Raw genomic sequence first — 21,745 nt, 5'->3', positions numbered from 1 at the left:
GTACTCGGTCTAATCCAAAACCCTGGTGCAACGTCGCACCACAGTTGTGTAGATACCTATGCTCATCGCGGGCAAGCCGCAAGCGGGCGCCCGCTCCCACAGGCCGAACGCCGTCCTGTGGGAGCGAGCCTACGCGCGAAAAACCTGAGAGCGCCGCGTTTATTCAGGAGCCTCGCGTCATCGTTGACGTCCATCGCTGGCAAGCCAGCTCCCACAAGGGTCTGAACGTGGCACATGGCGTAAATCGATCAGCCAAGTCAAATCCATAGACAGCATCGATCACCCCGTCAGCCAGAGCAATTGGACAGGCTGCCTGCGGGCCTCTAGCCTCTACTCGCTGCCACTGCACCAAAACGGCTGAAGACCCCACTGATGATTGTCCGCCCCAAACCCAACCTGATCGGCATCCTGTTCTCCCTCAAGGGTTCGATTGCCAAGCGCATCGCCTTGCGCAGCCTGCTGGTGACGTTGCTGGCATCGGTCATTGTGCTGGTGGAAACCTTGCACCCGGCGTACTTCTCCAAGGTCAATGCCACACCGTTCACCCTGCTGGGGCTGTCACTGTCGATTTTCATGAGCTTTCGCAACAACGCCTGTTATGACCGGTGGTGGGAAGGCCGCAAGCAATTGGGCCAGTTGATCATCGAGTTGCGGTCGCTGATCCGCGAAACCCAAGTGCTCAAGGACCCGGGCGAACGGGACCCCCTGCTGCGTGAGCTGTGCGGCTTTGCCCATGGCCTGATCGCCCGGCTGCGAGTCGAAGATGAGGCTGCGGCCATCAGGCCATGGGCCGATGTCGAGGCTGACCTGCACCATCCGAACCTCAGTGATCGCCTGCTGCAACACGTCGGCGCCCGTTGCTCGCGCCTGGCCGAGCTGGGGCGGATCAGCGAATGGCGCTATACCCAACTGGAAACCCGGCTGGTCAGCCTGAGCCAGGTGCAGGCCGCCTGCGAGCGAATCAAAAGCACGCCCCTGCCCTTCCCCTATACCCTGCTGCTGCATCGCACCATCTACCTGTTCTGTATCCTGCTGCCCTTCGCCATGGCCGAACCGCTGGGCTGGCTGACGCCGGTGTTCACGGCCATCGTCAGCTACACCTTTTTTGGCCTGGACGAAATCGGCGACGATCTGGAGGACCCGTTCGGCTTCGATGAGAACGACCTGCCGTGCAATGCCCTGCTACGCCTGATCGAACGCGAAGTCCTGGCCGCCCTGGGCCACGACGAACTGCCCCCGGCCCTGGAGCCGGTCGACTACGTTTTAAACTAGCCACGGGTTTGACTCAGGGCCTGCGCTGACCGAAGCTGACCACCCTGCACTCGTTGTCAGCTTCCGGATCCCTGCATGCCCAAGCCTCGTCGCTACCTGATCATCAGCCTGCTGGTTGTCGTTGCCATCGCCCTTGCCTGGGTATCTCTGCGCAGTGTCACGCCGCAGGTGCCGGAAGCGATCAAGCGTGGCTACAGCGAAGCCCTGGATCAGGCGCGCAATGGCAAGCCCGGTGCCGCGCGTGTGCTGTACCAGCAACTGGCCCGTCCAGATATCTCCGACAAACGCCGCCTGTGGCTGCATGCCGAACTGCCCAACTACCCCAGCCCCCAGGCCCTGAAACTGGCCGATGCCGACCTGCACCACCCTTCGGTGGCGGTGCGCGAAGCGGCGATCGACAGCATTGTCGCCCTGGTACCCAGCGGCCAGCGCAGCCTGTTGCTCGGGCCGCTGCTGGAGGACAGCGAGCAAGCCGTGCGGTTTGCCGCCGCCGAGGCGTTGCTCGGCTTGTCGCCTGATGACCTGGGGCTGTACTTCGGTCCGCTGCAGCAAGTCATCGATGAATACGAGCAAGCGCTGCAAAGCCAGCCCGCCACCGCCCATACCCACTACCAACTGGCACGCCTGCACCTGCACAACGCCGAGCTCAAGCAGGCGCAGCAAGACCTGGAGCAGACCCTGGCACTGGACCCGGGCAATCTACCCGCGCTGGTGATGCAGATCGAGGTGCTGGACAAACTGGGCCAGAGCGACGCGGCCCAGCAATTGCTGGCCCGCCAGCTCAAGGCCCAACCCGACTCGGCGTACCTGCAACACGCCCTGGGTTTGTGGCTGTTGCACCACGGGCAAAGCGAGTTCGCCCTGCTGGGGTTGTCCAGGGCGGTGGAGCTGGAGCCGAACAACAAGCACTACCGCTACGACCTGGCGACCACCCTGCACAGCGAGAACGAGCTGGAAGCGGCGCAAAAGCAGTTGCAGGAAATCGTCCAGCGCCACCCGGCCGATCGCAAGGCGCGGGTGCTGTTGATCAACTACTGGAAAGAAAGCGGCCAACTGCAGAATGTCCAGGTGCTGCTGGCGCAGCTGGAGCAAATGAATCCGGACGATCCGGCCCTGCAGCAGGGTCTGTGACCCGATTGCGTTGAACCGTTTGGCTCTCCCTGAGGTCAAGTGAACAGGCAGTTAATTCGCCAGTTTTGGCCACTGCCTCGCTTCCCCTAGGTATGAGAGGGCATTATTTGTCTACATCCAACGAGTTGAACAGCGTAAAAGCCGCCACCGGCATTGAAGGCCTGGATGACATCCTCGCCGGTGGACTGTCCCGCGGCCATGTGTTTCTCCTGGAAGGAGAACCCGGCACAGGCAAGACCACGGTGGCCCTGCATTTCCTGATGGCCGGAGCCCGCGCCGGTGAACGCTCGCTGTACATCACCCTGTCGGAAACCGAACGCGAGTTGCGCCAGGGCGCCAAGTCCCACGGCTGGGAGCTGGATGAGAACATCCACATCTTCGAGCTGACGCCGCCAGAGAGCCTGCTCAACGGCGAGCACCAGCAGAGCCTGCTGTATTCCTCGGACCTGGAGCTGGGCGAAGCCACCAAGCAGATTTTCGAGGTGGTGGAGCGGGTCAAGCCGACCCGGGTGGTGCTCGACAGCCTTTCGGAGATCCGCCTGCTGGCCCAGAGTTCACTGCGCTATCGACGGCAGATCCTGGCGATCAAGCACTACTTCGTGCGCTACGACGCCACCGTGCTGCTGCTCGACGACCTGACCACCGAATCCCTCGACAAAACCGTGCACAGCGTGGCCCACGGGGTGATTCGCCTGGAAGAACTGACCCCCAACTACGGCGCCGAACGGCGGCGCATCCGGGTGGTGAAGTACCGGGGCCAGAAGTATCGCGGCGGCTTTCATGACTTCACCATCATGGCCGATGGCGTGCACGTGTTCCCCCGACTGGTGGCCGCCGAGCATCGCGGGCAGTACACCCGCCAGCAATTGACCAGCGGCATCAAGGAAATGGACGCCCTGCTCGGGGGCGGCATCGAGACCGGCTCCAGTACCCTGATCCTCGGTCCGGCCGGCACCGGCAAATCGCTGATCTCGATGATCTTCGCCGCCGCCGCGGTGTCCCGGGGCGAAAAGGCCGCGCTGTTTATCTTCGATGAAGAACTCGGCCTGTTGTTTGAGCGCATGAGAAACCTGGGCATCGACCTGCAGGCCCTGCAAGACTCGGGCAACCTGCTGATCGAACAGGTGGACGCGGCCGAGCTGTCCCCGGGCGAGTTCTCGCACCGGGTGCGCCGTTGCGTCGACGAACGCGGGATCAAGACCGTGGTGATCGACAGCATCAACGGCTACCAGGCCGCCATGCCCGAAGAGAACGCCCTGGTGCTGCACATGCACGAATTGCTGCTGTACCTCAATCGCCAGGGCGCCGCGACCTTCATGACCGTGGCCCAGCACGGGCTGGTGGGTGATATGCAGGCCCCGGTGGACATCACCTACCTGGCCGACACCGTGATTCTGCTGCGTTACTTCGAGGCCCTGGGCAAAGTGCGGCGGGCCATTTCAATCATCAAGAAACGCACGGGCAGGCATGAATCGACCATTCGCGAATACCGCATCGGCAGCACCGGCATGACCATCGGTGAGCCCCTGGACGCCTTCCAAGGTGTGTTGCGCGGTGTGCCCACCTACCTGGGCGCCAACACACCGTTGCTTGTGGACGAGACCCTGTGACCGCGCTCAAGGCCGTGTCCGAGCGGGCACTGATTCTTGCGCCCCTGGGACGCGACAGCCAGATCGCCCTGACCCTGCTCAACGAGGCCGGTTACGACGGTGTGATCACCCAGGGGCTGGGCGTGCTGTGCGAACAACTGGAGCACGGTGCCGGCCTGCTGCTGATCTCCTCTGAGGCCTTGCTGGGCGCGGACCTGGAGCCGTTGCTGCGGTTTATCGAGCAACAACCCGCCTGGTCGGACTTGCCCATCGTGCTCCTGACCCACCACGGCGGGGCCGAGCAGAACCCGGCTTCGCGCTTTGGCACCCAGTTGGGCAACGTGACCTTTCTCGAGCGCCCGTTTCACCCGGTGACCCTGATCAGCCTGGTGTCCACGGCGCTGCGCGGGCGGCGCCGGCAGTATGAAGCCCGCGACCGCCTGGTGGATCTGTACCAGAGCGAGCTGCGGCTGAAGAACACCCTGGAAACCCTCGAGCAACAGGTCGAGGAGCGCACCACCCAGTTGCGGCACAATGAAGAGGCCTTGCGCCAATCGCAGAAGATGGAAGCGGTGGGCCAGCTCACGGGCGGCATCGCCCATGACTTCAACAACATGCTGACCGGCATCATCGGCAGCCTGGAGCTGCTGCGCCGGCGCCTGGCCCGCGGTTGCACCGAGGACCTGGATGGGTTGATCGACCTGGGCGTGACCTCCGCCAACCGCGCCGCTGGCCTGACCCATCGTCTGCTGGCGTTCTCCAGGCGCCAGTCACTGGATTCCAAGCCGGTGGAAATGAACAACCTGGTGCGCTCGATGGGCGAACTGCTGCAGCGCAGCATCAATGAAAGCATTCAGTTGAACATGCAGCTGCACGACCCACTGTGGGTGGCCGAGGCCGATCCCAACCAGCTGGAAAGCGCCCTGCTCAACCTGGTCCTCAATGCGCGCGACGCCATGCCCGACGGCGGCACCCTGGCGGTCAAGACTTTCAATCAGCACCTGGACACCGCGTTCACCGAAGCCCACGGCAACCTGCAAGCCGGTGATTATGTGGTGTTGAGTGTGGTCGACAATGGCTGTGGCATGCCCCAGGCCACCATCAGCCGGGCCTTCGATCCGTTCTTCACCACCAAGCCGATTGGCCAGGGGACGGGGCTTGGGCTGTCGATGATCTATGGCTTCAGCAAGCAGTCCCGGGGCCACGTGACCATCCAGAGCGCGGTGGGCAACGGAACCACGGTGAACCTGTACCTGCCGCGTTTTCGTGGCGACCTCACGCAAAGCCAACCGACCCAGGTGCCCCACGCACCGGAGGCAAAGGCTGGGGAAACCGTGCTGATTGTCGAGGACGATCCGGCCGTGCGGGTGCTGGTCAGTGCGGTATTGAGCGAGTTGGGTTATGCCTTCGTCGAAGCCGGGGACGCCGACAGCGCGGTGCCGATCCTCGACTCCGAGCAACGCATCGACCTGCTGATCAGCGACGTCGGGCTGCCCGGCATGAACGGCCGTCAACTGGCGGAAATCGGCCGGCAATACCGGCCCGAGCTCAAGGTGCTGTTCATCACCGGCTACGCCGAGCATGCCGCGGTGCGCGGCGGCTTTCTCGACCCGGGCATGCAGATGATCACCAAGCCCTTCACCTTCGACCTGCTGACCGCCAAAGTCCGCGAGATGATCCGCGCCTGACTCAAGCGCCGAGCCCTGTAGCAACTGGCCGAGCCCGCGCGGCTGCGTCAGCGGCCGCAGGACGCTCAGCAGATTGGGTAATGCGGGGGTTGCGGTTGGATCAGGACAGCATTTCCTGCATCAGTTCCTGCAGCACGTCGAGGTCGAACGGCTTGGCCAGGATCGGTGCCTTTTGCGCGATGGGGCTGCCGGACTCGCGGATTTCCTGCGGGTAGCCGCTGATGAAAATCACCTTGAGCTCAGGGCGCAGCTTGACTGCCGGCTCGGCAATCTGCACGCCGGAGATGCCTCCGGGCAGGCGAAAGTCGGTGATCATCATGTCCAGGTGGGGTTTGCTGGCCAGGATCGCGAACGCTTCTTCGCCGTCCACCGCCTGCAACACCCGATAGCCCTCGCCCGACAGGTAGGCGGCAAGCACCATCAGGATCGAAGGATCATCTTCGACGATCAGTACGACGTCTTGTGCATCTTCACTCATGGGAAGCCTTTGTTCGATCAATAGCTGCTATTACGACCCTGCATCGGTGCAGAGGTTGCGTTTATTTTGCCGGTTTTACTAGAGCGGCAGGCAAACCCGGAACAATGCGCCCTCGTTGATCCGGCTCTCGACGCTGATCGAGCCACCATGGGCGGCGACTATCTGCTCGGAAATGAACAGCCCAAGGCCCAGGCCCGCCACCACGGTTTTCGCCGAAACCCTCTCGAACTGCTGGAAAATCCGTTGCTGGTTCTCTTCACTGATGCCAATGCCACGGTCGCGTACTTCGACCCGGGCCTGGCCATCCTGGCTGTACACCCGCACCTCGATCAGGCCTTTGCCGCCATAGCGCAAGGCGTTGGTCAGCAGGTTGGAAATCACCTGCTCGATGCGGAATTCGTCCCAGTGCCCCTCTACCGGTTGCTCGGCAATAAAGCTGATGGAGCACTCGGCGGCCTCGACCTGCGGCGCAAAATTGTGCAGCAGGTTAGCCACCAGTTGTGTCAGGTCGAAGCGGCTGGGCCGGATGGACAGCTTGCCGGTGCGAATCCGCGACACATCGAGCATGTCTTCGATCAAGCGGATCAGGCTCTTGATCTGCCGCTCATCGCGGTCGACCATCGCGTGCATCTTGTCCAGGGTAAAGGCCGCCGCGTTGTCGCGGGCCAGGTGCATCTTGCGCAGCTGGGTTTCCAGGATCAGGCCGTTCAACGGCGTGCGCACCTCATGGGCGACGATCGACATGAAGTCGTCGCGCATGCGTACCGCCTGCTCCAGCTCCCCCTGGGTGATCTGCAACTGGTTGAGCAAGGCTTCCTGCTCGCGGCGGCTTTGTTCCAGGGCTTCGACCTGCAGCTTCATGGCCTTGCGTTGGCGGAACAGGTCGACGAACACGTTGACCTTGCTCTTCACCGCATGGATATCCAGGGGTTTGTGCAGGAAATCCACCGCGCCGCTTTCGTAGCCCTTGAAGGCATAGTTCATTTCGCGCCCGGCGGCGCTGACGAACACAATGGGAATGTTCTTGGTCTTTTCCGTGCCGCGCATCAGTTCCGCCAGCTCAAAGCCGTTCATGCCCGGCATCTGCACGTCGAGAATGGCCAGGGCGAACTCGTGCTGCAGCAGCAGCGACAAGGCCTCATCGGCGGACAGCGCCTTGTACACCGTGCGGTCTTCGCGCTTGATCAGCGCTTCAAGGGCCAGCAGGTTCTCCGGCAGATCGTCGACGATCAGCAATTTGGCCTGGATAGTACTTAGCATGAGGTTCCTTCCAGCTCGACAAGCAGACGGCCGATGCCGTGCAGGGTGAGAATGTAGTCGGGTTGCTGCAGCGCCAGCGCCGCGTCGGGCATGGTCGCCACCTGGGCTTCGGCCGGGTCCTGGACCACGGTCAACCCGCCCAGGCGCTTGACCTGCGCCAGGCCGCGCGCGCCATCCTGGTTGGCGCCGGTCAGCAGCACCGCCAACAGTGCCGGACCGTAGGCGTCGGCAGCGGATTCGAACAGGTAGTCGATCGCGGGCCGCGAATAGTGCAGGCGCTCCTCCAGGCTCAGCGAGAGGCTGCGGTCCTGCTCCACCGACAGGTGATAACCGGGCGCCGCCAGGTACAGGGTGCCGCTTTCAATCACGGCCTTGTCTTGCGCCTCGACCACCGGCATCGCCACCCGCCGCGCAATGACCTCCACCAACTGGCTGCGACGCTGATCGGGCAGGTGCAGGACGACAATGATCGGCAAGGCAAAACCCGACCCCAGCGTGCCGAAAATACTCAACAACGCCTCCACGCCACCGGCCGAAGCGCCAATGACGATGGCCTCGACCCGCGAGGCTGGGGCGTGACTTAACGAGCCGGTTTTCATGTTTTGCGGTAGATCCGTTCTTGTTTGACCAGGGGCTCGAACTGTTTGCCATAGCTCGAAAAGTCGGGGGTTTCCTTGCTGCCCAGCACCAGGAAGCCGCGGTGACAGAGCGAGTCATGAAACAATCCGAAGGCGCGATCCTGTAGCTTTTTATTGAAATAAATCAATACGTTACGACATGAAATTAATTGAGTTTCTGAGAACACACTGTCGGTCGCCAGGCTGTGGTCGGCGAAGGTCACGTTGTCGCGCAGGCTCTTGTCGAAAATCGCGTAGTCGTAGGCTGCAGTGTAGTAGTCGGCGAACGAACTCTGGCCGCCGGCCTGCTGGTAGTTGCGGGTATAGGCCCGGATGTTTTCCAGGGAAAAGATCCCCTGCTTGGCCTTCTCCAGGGAGCGCGGATTGATGTCGGTGGCGTAGATGATCGTGCGCTCCAGCAAGCCCTCTTCGCGCAGCAGGATCGCCATCGAGTAGACCTCCTCGCCCGTGCTGCAGCCGGCGATCCAGATCTTGATCGACGGGTAGGTGCGCAAAAGCGGCACCACTTCCTGACGAATCGCCAGGAAGTGCGCGGGGTCGCGAAACATCTCGCTGACCGGGATGGTCAACAACTGCAGCAGCTGCATGAACGCCGCAGGGTCGTGCAGGACTCGCTCCTGCAGCGCCGAAATGGTTTTGCACTCGAACTGATTCAGGGCGTGATTGACCCGGCGCTTGATCGAGGCACCCGAGTAGTCACGAAAATCGTAGCTGTACTTGAGGTAGATCGCTTCGATCAACAGCCGCAGTTCGATTTCGGTATTACGCTCCACTAAATTCTTTCCATCTTCGGTAACCACACGCGAATCAACGAGAACAGGCGATCCAGGTCGATGGGCTTGGCCAGGTAATCGTTGGCGCCCGCCTGCAGGCAGCGCTCCTGATCGTCCTTCATGGCCTTGGCCGTGACGGCGATGATAGGCAGCTTGCGCCAGCGCGGATCCTTGCGGATCTCCACGGTGGCCTGGAAGCCGTCCATTTCCGGCATCATCACGTCCATCAGGACCAGGTCGATGTCCTCGACTTCATTGAGTTTGTCGATCGCCTCACGGCCATTACGGCCAATGACCACGATTGCACCTTTGTGCTCCAGGGCGCTGGTGAGGGCGAAGATGTTGCGTACATCGTCGTCCACCAGCAGCACCTTGCGCCCTTCGAAGACCTTGTCGCGGCTGCGCGCGGTCTTGAGCATCGTCTGCCGCTCATGGGACAACCGCGATTCGACTTTGTGCAGAAATAATGTCACTTCGTCCAGCAGCCGCTCGGGTGAGCGCGCGCCCTTGATGATGATCGAGCGCGAATACTTGCGCAGGTCCGCCTCTTCATCGCGGGTCAGGTTGCGCCCGGTGTAGACGATGACGGGCGGGAACGAGCAGATGTCCTCGGTGGACATGCGCTTGAGCAGGTCGTTGCCGAGCATGTCGGGCAACTTGAGGTCGATGATCATGCAGTCATAGATGTTGTTGCGCAGCAGGTCCAGCGCTTCCTGGGCCAGGCCCACGGCGGTGATTTCAATGTCATCGTCGCCGATCAGCCGGGCGATGCTATCGCGCTGCAGGTCGTCGTCCTCCACCAGCAGCACCCGCTTGACCTTCTGCGTCAGCTTGGCCTCCAGGCGGGCGAACACATCCTTGAGCTCCTCTCGGGTGGTCGGCTTGACGGCATAGCCCACGGCGCCCATGTGCATCGCGGCCTCGACCCGGTCTTCGACCGAAATCACGTGCACCGGTATGTGGCGGGTCTCGGCGTTTTCCTTGAGGCGCTGCAGCACGGTCAGCCCGGAATGGTCCGGCAGGCGCATGTCCAGCAGGATCGCATCGGGCAGGAACTCGCTGGCCAAGTCGTAACCTTCGTCGGCACCATGGGCCACCAGGCACTGATAACCCAGTTCATGCGCCAGATCGTAGAGGATGTGCGCAAAGTTGACCTCATCCTCCACCACCAGGATGCAGCGGGTGCTGAACGGCGCATTGGCGCGGTCATCGGCAAAACGCGGGATCTGCGCCTCGATGATCGCTGCCGGACGTGCCACCGGCACCGCCGGGACAAAGGCAACCGACGCCGGTGGCGGCAGCTGGACGCTGTTCTCGTCACGCTCGACGTACTGCTCGGGCAGCAGCAAGGTAAACAGGCTGCCCTGCCCCGGTTCGCTGCTGACGGTGATCGAACCGCCGAGCAAGGCGGCCAGGTCGCGGGAAATCGACAGCCCCAGCCCAGTGCCGCCGTATCGCCGGTTGGTGGTGCCATCGGCCTGGCGGAAGGCCTCGAAAATACTGGCGTGCTGATCGCTGGCGATGCCTATCCCCGAGTCGCGCACGGCAAAGGATATCCCGCCCCCTGGCTGCACACCGACATTGAGGCTGACTTCGCCCTGCTCGGTGAACTTGATCGCGTTCGACAACAGGTTCTTCAGTACCTGCTCGACACGCTGGCGGTCGGTGAACAGCAACGTCGGCGCCGCCGCGTCCAGGTGGATGTTGAACACCAGGTGCTTGTCGGCCGCCAGTGGCTCGAACATGCCGCGCAGGCCGTCCACCAGGCGCGCGACACTGGTGTTCTCCGGGCGCACCTCGAGCTTGCCGGCCTCGACCTTGGAGATGTCGAGGATGTCATTGATCAGGTTCAGCAGGTCGTTGCCGGCGGAGTAGATCGACTCGGCGAACTTGACCTGTTCGGCGCTGAGGTTGTCCTGGGGGTTTTCGGCCAGCAGCTTGGCGAGGATCAACGAACTGTTGAGCGGGGTGCGCAGTTCGTGGGACATGTTGGCCAGGAATTCGGACTTGTATTTGCTGGAGCGCTGCAACTCCTGGGCGCGGTCCTCGAGCTGAACCTGGGCCTGATTGAGTTCGGTGTTTTTCAGGTCCATGGCGTCGCGCTGCTCGGCCAGGGTTTGGGCCTGCTCGGCGAGTTGCTCGTTGGTCTGCTCCAGTTCCACCTGCTGGGTTTCCAGGTGGGCCTGGGACTCCTTGAGAATCCGCGACTGTTCTTCCAGTTCTTCGTTGGCGGTCTTGAGTTCTTCCTGCTGGACCTGCAGCTCTTCGTTGAGTTGCTGGGTTTCGGCCAGCACTTCCTGCAGGCGCTGGCGATAACGGGCCGCCTCGATCGAGGTGCCGATGTTGCCGGCAATCAACTCAAGCAGCTCGATGTCACGCTCGTCCAAGGCCCGCAGGAAACCCAGTTCGATGACCCCATTGACCCGGCCGTCGTCGCTGGTAGGCACCACCAGCACACTGCGCGGCACACCGTCACCCAGCCCGGAGCTGACTTTGAAATAGTCCGCCGGCACCTCGTCCAGGCGAATCAGGCGACCCTGCTGCACGGCCTGGCCGGCGATGCCCTCGCCGTTGTAGATTTGCTGGCCTCCGGCTTCCTGCTCGCGGGAAAAACCATAGGCTGCCACGCGATTGAGGCCGCCATGATCTTCCTTGACGTAGATCGCCGCGACTGCGCTGCCCAGGTACTGCGCACAGAACTGCAGGATGTTGCGCCCCAGCAGGTTCAGCGAAAGCTGGCCCAGCACCTGCTCGGCCAGTTCGGTCTGGCCGTTGCGCAACCAGGCCTGTTGCTCCAGGCGCCGGGCGCTGCTTTGTTGGGCCGCCAGGTTGGCGCTGTAGCTGCGCGAGAGGCTGAGCAAATCGCGGCGCCCGATGTAGGCCAGCAACGCGCTGATGCCGACCACGAACAGGACGTACAGCGAGATGCTCCAGAGCGTGGTGCGTCGCACCTCTTCATTGCGCGTGGCGCGCAACTGCTGCTCCATCTCGATGACGTCTTCGTACTGTTTGCGGATCTCGTCGGTCAGGCGCTTGCCGCGGCCGGCGCGCACGGCAGAACGGTAGTCGCCGCTGCTGCGCTGCAGTTCGATCATGCTCTGGGCGTAGGTGTTCCACTCCTCCTGCATGGCTTGCAGGCGGCGCAACCGGTCGACCTGGACCGGGTTGTCCGCCGTCAGTTCCTGCAGGGTTCGCAAGGCCACCACGATCCGCGGCCGGGCCGTTTCGTAAGGGTCGAGAAAATGCTCGTCACCGGTCAACAGATAGCCACGCATGCCGGTTTCCAGGTCAACCGTGAGCTTGACCGCCTCGTTGGCGTTGTTGATCACCCGATCGGTATGCTCCACCCACTGGATGGTCGACATCAGGTACGTGATCAGGGACACGAAAAACACCACGCTGAGCACGCCCACCCCCAACGGCAAGCCGATGTTGCGGCTCAGGAGTTTGCGGAAACTTTGCTCATCAACGGACGACGAAGTGATCATTTGCGGGCCTTGGTGGACGGGCATAAACGAAGGAGTTTGCCCCAAAAACGCGTTCGGGATCCATTTTTCTGACAGCTTAGCCAGCATTTTCCTGCATTGCGCTGCATTCTCCCCAGCACCGGGGTTATCCTGTCGGGGCCCTGACCCTGAGGGTTTTTTGCGCCCGCCGGGAACTTGTCGGGACCGGTTGATTACTGATGAAAAAGCCGGTCAATTTGCAGCACCGGTCACCCCATGCCCATTTCGAGAACAGTCACTATGCCCAGCACCGCTTCCACCATCCTCGTAGTCGAAGACGACGCCATCGTGCGCATGCTGATCGTCGATGTGCTGGAAGAACTGCAATTCAAGGTGCTGGAAGCGGATGGCAGCACAGCGGCCCTGGCCCTGCTGGAAAGCCGCGATACGCTGATTGACCTGTTGATGACCGACGTTGGCCTGCCGGGAATGAATGGTCAGGAGCTGGCCGCGCGCGCCCGCGAACTGCGCCCGAGCCTGCCGATCCTGTTTGCCAGCGGTTATGCCGAGAACCTGCAAGTGCCCGCCGGGATGCACGTGATCGGCAAGCCGTTCTCCATTGATCAGTTGCGCGACAAGGTCAAGGGCCTGCTGGCTGAGGCCTGACCCAACGGCCCGGCTGCGCGCTGTGGTCTAATAACGCCCCTCGCGCCCCTCCCCCTGCCGCTTCAAGGAAATACCGCTCATGAGTCAGTCCCGCGCAACCAAGGTCCTGGTTATTGGTTACGTCTGGCCCGAACCCCGCTCATCCGCCGCCAGCGGGCACGTGATGCAGATCCTCGAGACGTTCCTGGAACAGGGCTGGGACATTACCTTCGCCAGCCCGGCAGGCCCCGGCGAGCACAAGGCCGACCTGACGGCCATGGGTATCGCAGAGTGCAGCATCGAGCTCAATAGCAGCAGTTTTGATGCCTTCGTCGGTGAGCTGGCCCCGGATATCGTGCTGTTCGACCAGTTCATGATGGAAGAGCAGTTTGGCTGGCGTGTGGAAAAACAGTGCCCTGGCGCGCTGCGGGTCCTGGAAACTTCAGATTTGCAAAGCCTGCGCCACGCTCGCCACCAGCGGCTCAAGGATCATCTCAAGGCCAGCGACGACCACGATGACGGCGCCGCGCTGTTCGGTCAGACGCTAGCCCAGGAATTCGCCGCGATGGCCGACACGGATCTGGCCCGGCGGGAAATTGCCGCGCTGTTTCGCTGCGACCTCAACCTGATGATTTCCCAGGTGGAGATCCAGTTGCTGGTGGAGCACTTCAGCCTGCCCCCCAGCGCCCTGCACTGGTGCCCTCTGATGCTCGAACCCGTGGCTCAGCCCCTGGCGCCCTACGCCGACCGCGCACACTTTTTAAGCATCGGCAATTTCCGTCACGCGCCGAACTGGGACGCGGTGCTCTGGATGAAAAATGCCGTCTGGCCGCTGATCCGCCAGCAACTACCCGGCGCGCAACTGCACATCTATGGTGCCTACACGCCGCCCAAGGCGAGCGCGCTGCACAACCCGGCGCAGGGTTTTCACATCATGAACTGGGCAGAAGATGCCTTGCAGGTGATGACGGCCGCGCGTATCTGCCTGGCTCCCCTGCGTTTCGGGGCCGGGATCAAGGGCAAGATTGTCGACGCGATGCTCTGCGGCACCCCCAACGTCACCACCCCTATCGGCGCCGAAGGCATGGCCGGGGACATGCCGTGGGCCGGGGCGATTGGCGAAAGCGCCACGGCCATTGCCGCAGCCGCCGTGCGCCTGTACCAGGATGAACACCTCTGGAACCAGGCCCAGGAAGCCGGGGTAAAACTGCTGCACGCCCGTTACCGCCACAGTGTGCATGGCCCGGCGCTGATCGCACGCCTGGAGCATTGCCGCGAACATCTGCTGGAATTACGCCAGGCCAACTTTATTGGCGGCATGTTGCGCCATCACCAGCACAAGAGCACTCAATACATGTCCCAGTGGATTGAAGAGAAGAACCGCAACAACGCGTGAGTGGCTATTGGGCTAAGGCGCAGTGCCGGGCTGCGAGTTGTCTCGGCACGCCGCCTTATTCCTGCACGACCTCCTCCTATTCCCACGCCCCCTGGCGAAATCGGCAACTACCGAGCGCGGCGACTTGAGCCTAGTTTAAGGTCCTCCCTCTTCTCATGTCGCACATTGGCAGTTGACCCATGGCTGACTGCACCCATCCAAGGGTGCGGCCTCCCTATATGAAGAGTGGAAACGCTGTTGACCCACAGTGCGACTTCATCACCCGTCTTTATATAGCCTGGTGCAACAGGACGGGATCATGACTACTCAAGGAAGTGTAGATATGAACATCACCCATACCCAAAAAATCTCATTCCGGCATGAATGGATGAGCAAGACCCCGAGCATGGACGGTTTGACCCTTAACCAACTGGTTTGGCCAGGAGCTCACAACTCGGGAATGGATTTGTATACCGCCAGTCAGCACATCATCAACAGCGTGCTGGCCAGCCACACCATGAGCCAGAACGGCCCCTATATCCAACAATTGAATAGCGGTGCGCGGGCCCTGGACCTGAGAATTTTCTCCAACTCCAGAAACACGGACATTTATCAGTTCGAGACATTCCACGGCCCCGCGACCGGCAGCCCGATCAGCGACCTGGTCAAGGCCCTGGACTTTTTCCTCGATAAGAACCCCGATGAATTCATCCTGCTCGACGTGCATCAAACCGAGGGCAGCCAGGGCAATCGTTTTGCTTTCAAGGATTTCAATGACGTGATCAACCGTCGCCTGGGCGACCGCCTGATCCCGTTCGAAAACCGCCACCTGACATTGGGTGAACTGAAAGCCATCAGCCGCACACAGCGCGTCGTGATTGCCGCCTCGGAGCACCCCGAATTGGACGCACGGGTGTTCTGGCCAAAGATCCAGCACCGTTGGAGTGGTCAGGACTTGACCTCCCCCAGCGAGCTGAAACAGCACATCGCCCGGACACTGGACAATCCACCGGATGGTTCGCAGCCGTGGTCACTGTCGGCAACCAGTTACATCATGTTCGACGCCTCCGCCATTTCGCCTATTGACCCGTTGTTTGGGGCCAATGACACTTTCGCCCGGGTCAATAAGATCACCGATGAACTGAATGAATGGTTCAGCCCCAGCCCCAGCGGCGAATGGCTGCTCAAGTGCAGCATTATCAATGTCGACTTTATCGACGAAACCCTGCTGGTTGAGTACTGCCGGGAAGCCAACATGTACAAGGCCTTAAAAAAATAGTCGTTTACCGTGGTCGAGCCTGGCGGTCGGCCCGCCCGCTTGACCGCGGCTGGCAACTTGATGACGAAAAGGCATGATCAGGGCGTGAATAAACGATAAAGCGCCCTGTCATGCTGGTAACAAGCGCTATCGCGGGCAAGCACAGCGCCGCCCCTGGCCCTACAACACTGAAAAGTTGTAGCTGACAATCAGCCGCGTTTCATCCACGTCACGCGCCACCGCCTCGTAGTTGGTGCGGTAGGTCGCGCTGCGCAAGCGCAGGCTCAGGTCCTTGAACGTGCCGCCCTGGATCACGTACTTGAGCTCGCTGTCACGCTCCCATTCCTTGCCCTCTTGCTCACTGCCCGCCACCTTGATCTGGTCACCGCTGACGTAACGGGTCAGGAAGCTCAGGCCATTGATGCCCACTGCCTTGAAGTCATAGTCATAGCGCACCTGCCAGGAGCGCTCCTGGGCCGCGGCAAAGTCGTTGACCTGTACGTAATTGACCAGATACGGGTTGCTGCCATCCAGGTAGGGCATCGAGGTGTCGCCGATCATCCGCTGCCAGCCGGCACTGAAGGTGTGGCCGCTGATGGCGTAGCCGAGCATCGCGCTCAAGGCGCGATTATCGATATTCCCGGCGCGTGCGGCGCCAGTGTCGGCACTACTGAGCAAACGCAGATCAGCCTTGAGCAGCCCCGGGCCCAAGGGTTGGTTACCCAGTAAGCCAACAAAGTGCTGACGGTAGATCTCATCGAGCTCTGCGTACTGGTACTGCGCACTCAGGCGCTCGTTGAACTTGTAGTCCAGGCCATACAGGTCGAAGTGATCGGCGGTGATGTTGCAGGCGTAGCGCTTGTTCTTGCAGTGCACGCGGATGTCTTGCCGGTCGGTGGAATCCCGAGCGGTGTACTGGTCCAGGCGGGCGGCGGTCAAGGTCAGGTCCTTGAGTTCCCTGGACGTCAGCAAGGCGCCGTTGAACTGGGTCGGCAGCAGGCGCCCATCGTTGTATTTGAGCAGCGGCATATCTGGCAACAGGGAGCCGTACTTCAATTCACTGCGCGAGATGCGCATTTTGCCCGTCAGGCCGAGCTTGGCGTATTGATCTTGCGAACCACGGGGGTTGCTGCCGGAGGACGGTAGCAGGCCGCTGTTGCTGCTGTCGGCACTGGAATCGAGCTTGAGCCCGAGCATGCCCAGTGCATCCAGGCCAAAGCCCACAGTGCCTTCGGTGAAGCCCGACTGCAGGTTGAGGATAAAACCCTGGGCGGACTCTTCGCGCTTGGACGCACCTTGCGGGTTGCTGCTGTGGCCATCACGAAAGTCGCGGTTGAAATACACCATACGCGACTCGAGGCTGGCGTGACTGTCGTCGATGAAACCACTGGCTTGGGTGGCGGTGCTAAAACCTGCGCACAGGGCCAGGGCGCCGAGGCCCAGAGCCGGGCACGGTGTGATGAGGGAATACGGGGGACGCATGAAAAAAGCTCCAGCAGTGCATCTGTGCGACGGGTCAATCAACCAACACAAATAACGCGCACTCCCCGCCGGACAAGGCTGGGGAATACAAGGGGAAGTGACAACGGGTGATCGCCAATGATGGCATAAGGCTTGTTTACCCGGCAGGCGACTTTAGTCTGAAATCCGCTGGCGAAAAATCAGCACACATCGCCTTAACCTCCGGTTAATTCTGTGGTCCAACAGTGACTGGACCGCGTTCGCGCAGCACTCTCTGGCGCCCCACGCGGCAGGGCCGGCATCCAGCATGCCGCGCCGACTTCAAGCCCGCTGCGGAGACTACTCATGAACCTGCGAATCCTCCTGCTTGCCTCTGCCCTCGCCAGCTCCGGGGCGTCCGGACTGGCACTGGCCGACACCAGCACCGCTGCACCTGTGCCCTATCACTACGGCATGCCGCTGCATGTGAAACACGTGATCTCCATGACCGAACCCAGCACCCAGGAGTGCAAGGTGGTCACGGCGCAGATGACGTTTATCGACAACCTGGGCAAACAGGAGGGCATCAGCTATCAGAAGCTCTCGCACGCCTGTAGCTATCAGAACTGAACCGCGAGGTGAGCCGCGCCGGGCCTGGCTTCACGACCACGCCCGGTGCATCTGGGTCGAGCGCTTAGAGCGCGGGCTTAGAATGCCCGCAGTTTCGGCTCGATCGCATGGGTACCGGGCCTGAACGCCAGGTCATGGCGCAGCTCGGCAATCAGTTCGTTGATTTCGCGGCAACCATTGAGGGTGCTGGCGTCGATCCCGGTGACCACCAGGTCGATCTGATCGGTCTGATGGTCACCGAAGATCTTGATGGTCATGGACAAGTCCGGTGACAGCGTGCATTGGCAGCGTTTTGGCAAAAAACTGCTTTCAATGATATTGCGCAGTTCCAGGGCAGACAGAAACATAAGCTGGCTCTCCTTTTCATCGAGCGAACACTGTTTTTTTCTCAGCCTCTGCGGGCTGGGCCGGTTCTTTCCTTTGCTTCGCGATTTTTCTCTGCTCGGGTTGTGTCATGAAACACTCCCGATACTTTCTACATGATGCGTTTCATAGGAACGGAGCATAAAACATGCCCAACATCGCGCGCGCCCGTTCATCAACAAATCAGTACCTTAGGTCAGGCCGCAACAACAGCACTCATGCAAAACGCAAGAATCGCGCTAAAACATCCTGCAATTTGCCAGCTGGGCCCCTGCGGTTTGCATTAGGCGAGCGCCACGGTAAGAATGCTCGCGCTTACCGAATTCACCCTACGCAAGGAGGCATCATGCGCTCTTCTCACCTAAGCATCATGACTGTGCTGCTGGCCGGTCTGTCGACCCAGGCCCTGGCCACCCCACTCGAAGACGTCGCGCCTTTTCCGAAAGCGGACAAGGGTTTTACCCGGCAGGTCATTCACCTCGCCCCGCAAACTGCGGAAAACAACTTCCAGGTCGAGATCCTCGCCGGCAAGAGCATGAGCGTTGACTGCAACAACCCACGCCTGGGCGGCATTCTGGAAGAAAAGAACCTCGAAGGCTGGGGCTATCCGTTCTATCGGATGGACAAGGTCATCGGCCCCATGAGCACCCTGATGGCCTGCCCTGACGGCAAGCGTACGGAAGCCTTCGTGCCCGTGGTCGGCGATGGCTTCATGCTGCGCTACAACAGCAAGCTGCCGATCGTGCTCTACGTGCCCAAGGACATCGAAGTGCGCTACCGCATCTGGTCGGCCTCCGACAAGGTCGAGAAAGCCGTCCAGCAGTAACCCTGCCGGCCCACGGCTCAAGCCGACGCGCCGCACAAGGCGGCGCGCTCGGCGACATGGCGCAAACTGTCGAAGTTGATGTTGGCGCCGGAATCGATGGCCACCAGCGTCTGCCCCTTGATCCCATTGCGCGCCACATACTGCTTGATCCCCGCCACGGCCAAGGCACCGGAAGGTTCGGTGATCGAGCGGCTATCGTCGTAGATATCCTTGATGGCAGCACATAACTCGTCGTTACTGACGGTCAGCACCTGATCCACGTAGTCGCGACATATGGCAAAACCGTGGGCACCGATCTGTGCCACGGCGACCCCATCGGCGAAACTCCCCACACTCGGTAACATCACCGGCTCCCCTGCCGCCATCGCCGCCTGCAGACAGGCCGAATGCTCGGACTCCACGCCGATGATGCGGATCTGCGGCCGCAAATATTTGACGTAGGCGGCGATGCCTGCGATCAACCCGCCGCCACCGACCGGAACGAAGATCGCATCCAGGTGCCCCGGATGCTGGCGCAGGATTTCCATGGCCACGGTGCCCTGCCCGGCAATTACATCCGGGTCGTCGAACGGCGAGACGAAAGTGCGAGCGCTCTCGCGTGCCAGTTTCAAGGCATGCTCCAGGGCAAACGGGAAACTGGCGCCGTGCAGCAGCGCCTGTGCGCCACGGCTGCGCACGCCAATCACCTTCAGCTCTGGTGTCGATTCGGGCATGACGATACAGGCGTCGATCCCCAGTTCCCGCGCGGCCAACGCCACACCTTGGGCGTGGTTCCCGGCCGACGCGGTGATCACGCCGCCGGCTTTCTGGGCCTCACTCAGGTGGGCCAGCTTGTTGTAGGCGCCGCGAATCTTGAAGGAGAAAGTCGGCTGCAGGTCTTCACGCTTGAGCAGGACCTGGTTGTCCAGCCTCTGGGACAGCGCAGGCGCGGCTTGCAACGGCGTACGCACCGCCAGTTGATAGACCGGTGCGGCGAGGATTTTTTTCACATAGTGCGCCAGCAGTGGCTGGCCGGCGGTGGGCATGTCCATTGATGTCTCCTGAAGTGCGTCAGGCCCTGGAGACAGAAAAACAAAACCCGCCTCAAGGGCGGGTTGGGTGCAGCCGTCAGCTAGCCCGCCAAATCCGGAATGGCGGTAATAATAATGCTTGGCTGGCGGCGCGATACGGGGAACGTCATGCCCGGAAATTAGCCCCGGCGCGCCGGCAAGTCAATCCCCGGCCTGCAGGCCGATCTTGTACAGCGCACCGTTCTGTTCGTCCGTCAGCACATAGAGGTAGCCGTCCGGCCCCTGGCGTACATCGCGGATCCGCGCTTTCAGTTGACCGAGCAAACGCTCCTCATGCACCACCTTGTCGCCCTCGAGCTGCAGGCGAATCAGTTCCTGGGTCGCCAGCGCGCCAATGAACACACTGTGCTGCCAGGCCTTGAACCGGTCGCTGTCGTAGAACGCCATGCCGCTGATGCCCGGTGACTGCAGCCAGACGTGATGGGGGCCGACGGTCCCTTCGGCGGTCTGGCCGCGAGCTTCAGGGATGGGCTGCCCGGAGTAGTTGATGCCGTGGGTTGCATAGGGCCAACCGTAGTTTTTACCCCGCGCGATAATGTTCAGCTCATCGCCGCCCCTGGGCCCGTGCTCGTTCTCCCAGAGCTCGCCACTCCAGGGGTTGAGGGCCGCCCCTTGTGGATTGCGCTGGCCATAGGACCAGATCTGCGGACGTACCCCGGCCTGACCGACAAACGGATTGTCCTTGGGCACCTGGCCGTCCGGGTAGATGCGCACCACCTTGCCTTGCAGCTTGTCGAGGTCCTGCGCCGTTTCGCGCACGTTGTTCTCGCCCAGGGTGATGAACAGATAGCCGTCACGGTCGAACACCAGGCGTGAGCCGAAATGGTTACTGGTGGAGAGCTTGGGCTCCTGGCGGAAGATCACGTGGAAATCCTCCAGCGACTTGAGGTCCCTGGACAAGCGGCCACGGCCGACGGCAGTGCCGGCCTTGGCCCCGGCCCCATCGCCTTCGGCGTAGGACAGGTACACCAGGCGGTCACTCTTGAATTGCGCAGACAGCGCCACGTCCAGCAGGCCACCCTGGCCCTTGGCCCAGACACTGGGCACCCCGCTCAATGGCGCCGAGGGTGTGCCATCGGCGTTGATGATCCGCAGGTTGCCCGGCCGCTCGGTCACCAGGATGCCCTGCTGATCGGGGAGAAACGCCAGGGCCCAGGGGTGTTCCAGGCCCTGGCTGACCTGGGTCACCGACACGCTGCCCAGCTCGCTCGGCAGTTGCTGGACAGCGGCCGCCGACACCGGCAGCGCAATCATCAGGGCGCTGCCCAACAGGGTCGCCAGTAGAGTTTTTCCTGACATTCACACGTCCTTTATTGCGATCGTTGGCACGGGGTCATCAGCGGTTGCTGGTGTCCGGGTCTCTGGGAGGGGGCGCGGGTGAGACATAGGGCCGGACCGTGCCCGGGGTGGCATTGGGACGCGGGTAACCGTTGCCAATGCCACCGTTGTCCAGGGTCGGCGGGCGCGGTACCGGCACGGTGTTAGGCGCGCGAATCACCGGTGCCGCCGGTCGCGTGCCCTGCATGCTGTTGGGGTTGGCCCGGCGAATCGGGTTGTTATAGGGATTGTTGTTACTGGCGCCCGGCAGGTTCTGCGCCACCACCAGGCCGGGCCCTGCGAGTGCGGCGATCCGGTCCGGATCGTCCTGCGCCTGCGCCATCGACCCCAGCAAGGTCGACGCCAGCAGCGATACAGCCAACACGTACCTGCTCATGATGGAGGTCCTCCAGTGTCATGCCGATAAGGTCTTCGATACCACGCTACGCCCAGGGTTCGCTGCTGTGAAGGAAATACTCCCAGACAAGATGTTGCAGGGCTGGCGATCAACGCATGCCACCTGGCAGTGGACTGCAAGCGGGTCAG

General features: G+C 61.7%; 18 protein-coding genes and 1 pseudogene. 9 read left to right on the top strand and 10 right to left on the bottom strand.

Annotation, left to right across the window (positions count from 1 at the left end):
* Positions 1 to 372: 372 nt before the first annotated feature.
* The 4 genes from H7995_RS04345 (at position 373) to H7995_RS04330 (ending at position 5,680) form a co-directional block, all read left to right on the top strand.
* Positions 373 to 1,272: a bestrophin family protein gene (locus H7995_RS04345; RefSeq protein ID WP_166592699.1), complete on the top strand. Its 900-nt coding sequence runs from the start codon at positions 373 to 375 to the stop codon at positions 1,270 to 1,272.
* A 75-nt stretch (positions 1,273 to 1,347) separates the two neighbouring features.
* A complete protein-coding gene (locus H7995_RS04340) occupies positions 1,348 to 2,403 on the top strand; it encodes a tetratricopeptide repeat protein (protein ID WP_166592698.1) in 1,056 nt (351 codons plus the stop codon).
* A 107-nt stretch (positions 2,404 to 2,510) separates the two neighbouring features.
* Complete coding sequence (locus H7995_RS04335) at positions 2,511 to 4,013, top strand: ATPase domain-containing protein (protein WP_166592697.1); 1,503 nt, start codon at positions 2,511 to 2,513, stop codon at positions 4,011 to 4,013.
* On the top strand, positions 4,010 to 5,680 hold the full coding sequence (locus H7995_RS04330; RefSeq protein WP_182344563.1) for a response regulator: 1,671 nt from the start codon (positions 4,010 to 4,012) through the stop codon (positions 5,678 to 5,680). The genes H7995_RS04335 and H7995_RS04330 overlap by 4 nt, the downstream gene beginning before the upstream one ends.
* Before the next feature lie 100 nt (positions 5,681 to 5,780).
* Here H7995_RS04330 and H7995_RS04325 read toward each other — a convergent pair whose 3' ends face one another.
* The 5 genes from H7995_RS04325 to H7995_RS04305 all read right to left on the bottom strand — a co-directional run bounded on the left by H7995_RS04325 (position 5,781) and on the right by H7995_RS04305 (position 12,317).
* Positions 5,781 to 6,158, bottom strand: a complete 378-nt coding sequence (locus tag H7995_RS04325; protein WP_095168307.1) for a response regulator — start codon at positions 6,156 to 6,158, stop codon at positions 5,781 to 5,783.
* A gap of 78 nt (positions 6,159 to 6,236) precedes the next feature.
* Positions 6,237 to 7,418, bottom strand: a complete 1,182-nt coding sequence (locus H7995_RS04320; RefSeq protein ID WP_182344561.1) for a hybrid sensor histidine kinase/response regulator — start codon at positions 7,416 to 7,418, stop codon at positions 6,237 to 6,239.
* A complete protein-coding gene (locus H7995_RS04315) occupies positions 7,412 to 8,017 on the bottom strand; it encodes a chemotaxis protein CheB (RefSeq protein WP_166592693.1) in 606 nt (201 codons plus the stop codon). Before H7995_RS04315 ends, H7995_RS04320 begins: the two co-directional genes overlap by 7 nt.
* Positions 8,014 to 8,829, bottom strand: a complete 816-nt coding sequence (locus H7995_RS04310) for a CheR family methyltransferase (RefSeq protein ID WP_166592692.1) — start codon at positions 8,827 to 8,829, stop codon at positions 8,014 to 8,016. Before H7995_RS04310 ends, H7995_RS04315 begins: the two co-directional genes overlap by 4 nt.
* Positions 8,829 to 12,317, bottom strand: coding sequence for a response regulator (locus H7995_RS04305; RefSeq protein ID WP_185818041.1), 3,489 nt, complete (start codon positions 12,315 to 12,317; stop codon positions 8,829 to 8,831). Before H7995_RS04305 ends, H7995_RS04310 begins: the two co-directional genes overlap by 1 nt.
* Before the next feature lie 258 nt (positions 12,318 to 12,575).
* Here H7995_RS04305 and H7995_RS04300 point away from each other — a divergent pair, with 258 nt between their 5' ends.
* The 3 genes from H7995_RS04300 to H7995_RS04290 all read left to right on the top strand — a co-directional run bounded on the left by H7995_RS04300 (position 12,576) and on the right by H7995_RS04290 (position 15,574).
* Complete coding sequence (locus H7995_RS04300) at positions 12,576 to 12,941, top strand: response regulator (RefSeq protein ID WP_166592690.1); 366 nt, start codon at positions 12,576 to 12,578, stop codon at positions 12,939 to 12,941.
* A 79-nt stretch (positions 12,942 to 13,020) separates the two neighbouring features.
* Positions 13,021 to 14,316 (top strand): glycosyltransferase, encoded by a 1,296-nt coding sequence (locus H7995_RS04295; RefSeq protein ID WP_166592689.1) that lies wholly within the window; start codon positions 13,021 to 13,023, stop codon positions 14,314 to 14,316.
* Between the two features lie 439 nt (positions 14,317 to 14,755).
* Complete coding sequence (locus H7995_RS04290) at positions 14,756 to 15,574, top strand: phosphatidylinositol-specific phospholipase C domain-containing protein (RefSeq protein ID WP_244647593.1); 819 nt, start codon at positions 14,756 to 14,758, stop codon at positions 15,572 to 15,574.
* Between the two features lie 159 nt (positions 15,575 to 15,733).
* On the opposite strand, the gene H7995_RS04285 is transcribed toward H7995_RS04290, so the two are convergent.
* Positions 15,734 to 17,035 (bottom strand): OprD family porin, encoded by a 1,302-nt coding sequence (locus tag H7995_RS04285; protein ID WP_185818039.1) that lies wholly within the window; start codon positions 17,033 to 17,035, stop codon positions 15,734 to 15,736.
* 324 nt (positions 17,036 to 17,359) lie between these two features.
* On the opposite strand from H7995_RS04285, the gene H7995_RS04280 reads away from it, so the two are divergent.
* On the top strand, positions 17,360 to 17,623 hold the full coding sequence (locus H7995_RS04280; protein ID WP_185818038.1) for a DUF2790 domain-containing protein: 264 nt from the start codon (positions 17,360 to 17,362) through the stop codon (positions 17,621 to 17,623).
* Between the two features lie 77 nt (positions 17,624 to 17,700).
* On the opposite strand, the gene H7995_RS04275 is transcribed toward H7995_RS04280, so the two are convergent.
* The gene (locus H7995_RS04275; protein ID WP_166592685.1) at positions 17,701 to 17,970 is read right to left on the bottom strand and encodes a DUF1652 domain-containing protein; all 270 of its coding nucleotides are present in this window, start codon (positions 17,968 to 17,970) and stop codon (positions 17,701 to 17,703) included.
* 362 nt (positions 17,971 to 18,332) lie between these two features.
* On the opposite strand from H7995_RS04275, the gene eco reads away from it, so the two are divergent.
* Positions 18,333 to 18,812: a serine protease inhibitor ecotin gene (gene eco / locus H7995_RS04270; RefSeq protein ID WP_185818037.1), complete on the top strand. Its 480-nt coding sequence runs from the start codon at positions 18,333 to 18,335 to the stop codon at positions 18,810 to 18,812.
* A 35-nt stretch (positions 18,813 to 18,847) separates the two neighbouring features.
* Here the strand turns inward: eco and ilvA are convergent.
* From ilvA to H7995_RS04255, 3 genes and pseudogenes are all read right to left on the bottom strand, one after another.
* Positions 18,848 to 19,843, bottom strand: a pseudogene (gene ilvA / locus H7995_RS04265) (threonine ammonia-lyase, biosynthetic); the annotation flags it as partial.
* Between the two features lie 180 nt (positions 19,844 to 20,023).
* A complete protein-coding gene (locus H7995_RS04260; protein WP_182344551.1) occupies positions 20,024 to 21,181 on the bottom strand; it encodes a PQQ-dependent sugar dehydrogenase in 1,158 nt (385 codons plus the stop codon).
* Positions 21,182 to 21,218: 37 nt separating this feature from the next.
* Positions 21,219 to 21,596 (bottom strand): hypothetical protein, encoded by a 378-nt coding sequence (locus H7995_RS04255; protein ID WP_166592681.1) that lies wholly within the window; start codon positions 21,594 to 21,596, stop codon positions 21,219 to 21,221.
* Positions 21,597 to 21,745 lie beyond the last annotated feature (149 nt).

It is taken from the genome of Pseudomonas kielensis, assembly GCF_014236655.1.
Taxonomy (GTDB): Bacteria; Pseudomonadota; Gammaproteobacteria; order Pseudomonadales; family Pseudomonadaceae; genus Aquipseudomonas; species Aquipseudomonas kielensis.
The sequence above is the reverse complement of the archived record's forward strand: the minus strand, read 5'-3'. Positions and strand labels throughout refer to the sequence as shown.

Bases quoted from the DNA above. Each gene is read 5' to 3' on its own strand.
- H7995_RS04315 (WP_166592693.1), bottom strand. From the start codon at position 8,017: ATGAAAACCGGCTCGTTAAGTCACGCCCCAGCCTCGCGGGTCGAGGCC.
- H7995_RS04345 (WP_166592699.1), top strand. From the start codon at position 373: ATGATTGTCCGCCCCAAACCCAACCTGATCGGCATCCTGTTCTCCCTC.
- H7995_RS04305 (WP_185818041.1), bottom strand. From the start codon at position 12,317: ATGATCACTTCGTCGTCCGTTGATGAGCAAAGTTTCCGCAAACTCCTG.
- H7995_RS04290 (WP_244647593.1), top strand. From the start codon at position 14,756: ATGGATTTGTATACCGCCAGTCAGCACATCATCAACAGCGTGCTGGCC.
- H7995_RS04295 (WP_166592689.1), top strand. From the start codon at position 13,021: ATGAGTCAGTCCCGCGCAACCAAGGTCCTGGTTATTGGTTACGTCTGG.
- H7995_RS04260 (WP_182344551.1), bottom strand. From the start codon at position 21,181: ATGTCAGGAAAAACTCTACTGGCGACCCTGTTGGGCAGCGCCCTGATG.
- H7995_RS04300 (WP_166592690.1), top strand. From the start codon at position 12,576: ATGCCCAGCACCGCTTCCACCATCCTCGTAGTCGAAGACGACGCCATC.
- H7995_RS04340 (WP_166592698.1), top strand. From the start codon at position 1,348: ATGCCCAAGCCTCGTCGCTACCTGATCATCAGCCTGCTGGTTGTCGTT.
- eco (WP_185818037.1), top strand. From the start codon at position 18,333: ATGCGCTCTTCTCACCTAAGCATCATGACTGTGCTGCTGGCCGGTCTG.
- H7995_RS04320 (WP_182344561.1), bottom strand. From the start codon at position 7,418: ATGCTAAGTACTATCCAGGCCAAATTGCTGATCGTCGACGATCTGCCG.
- H7995_RS04275 (WP_166592685.1), bottom strand. From the start codon at position 17,970: ATGTTTCTGTCTGCCCTGGAACTGCGCAATATCATTGAAAGCAGTTTT.
- H7995_RS04280 (WP_185818038.1), top strand. From the start codon at position 17,360: ATGAACCTGCGAATCCTCCTGCTTGCCTCTGCCCTCGCCAGCTCCGGG.
- H7995_RS04255 (WP_166592681.1), bottom strand. From the start codon at position 21,596: ATGAGCAGGTACGTGTTGGCTGTATCGCTGCTGGCGTCGACCTTGCTG.
- H7995_RS04285 (WP_185818039.1), bottom strand. From the start codon at position 17,035: ATGCGTCCCCCGTATTCCCTCATCACACCGTGCCCGGCTCTGGGCCTC.
- H7995_RS04325 (WP_095168307.1), bottom strand. From the start codon at position 6,158: ATGAGTGAAGATGCACAAGACGTCGTACTGATCGTCGAAGATGATCCT.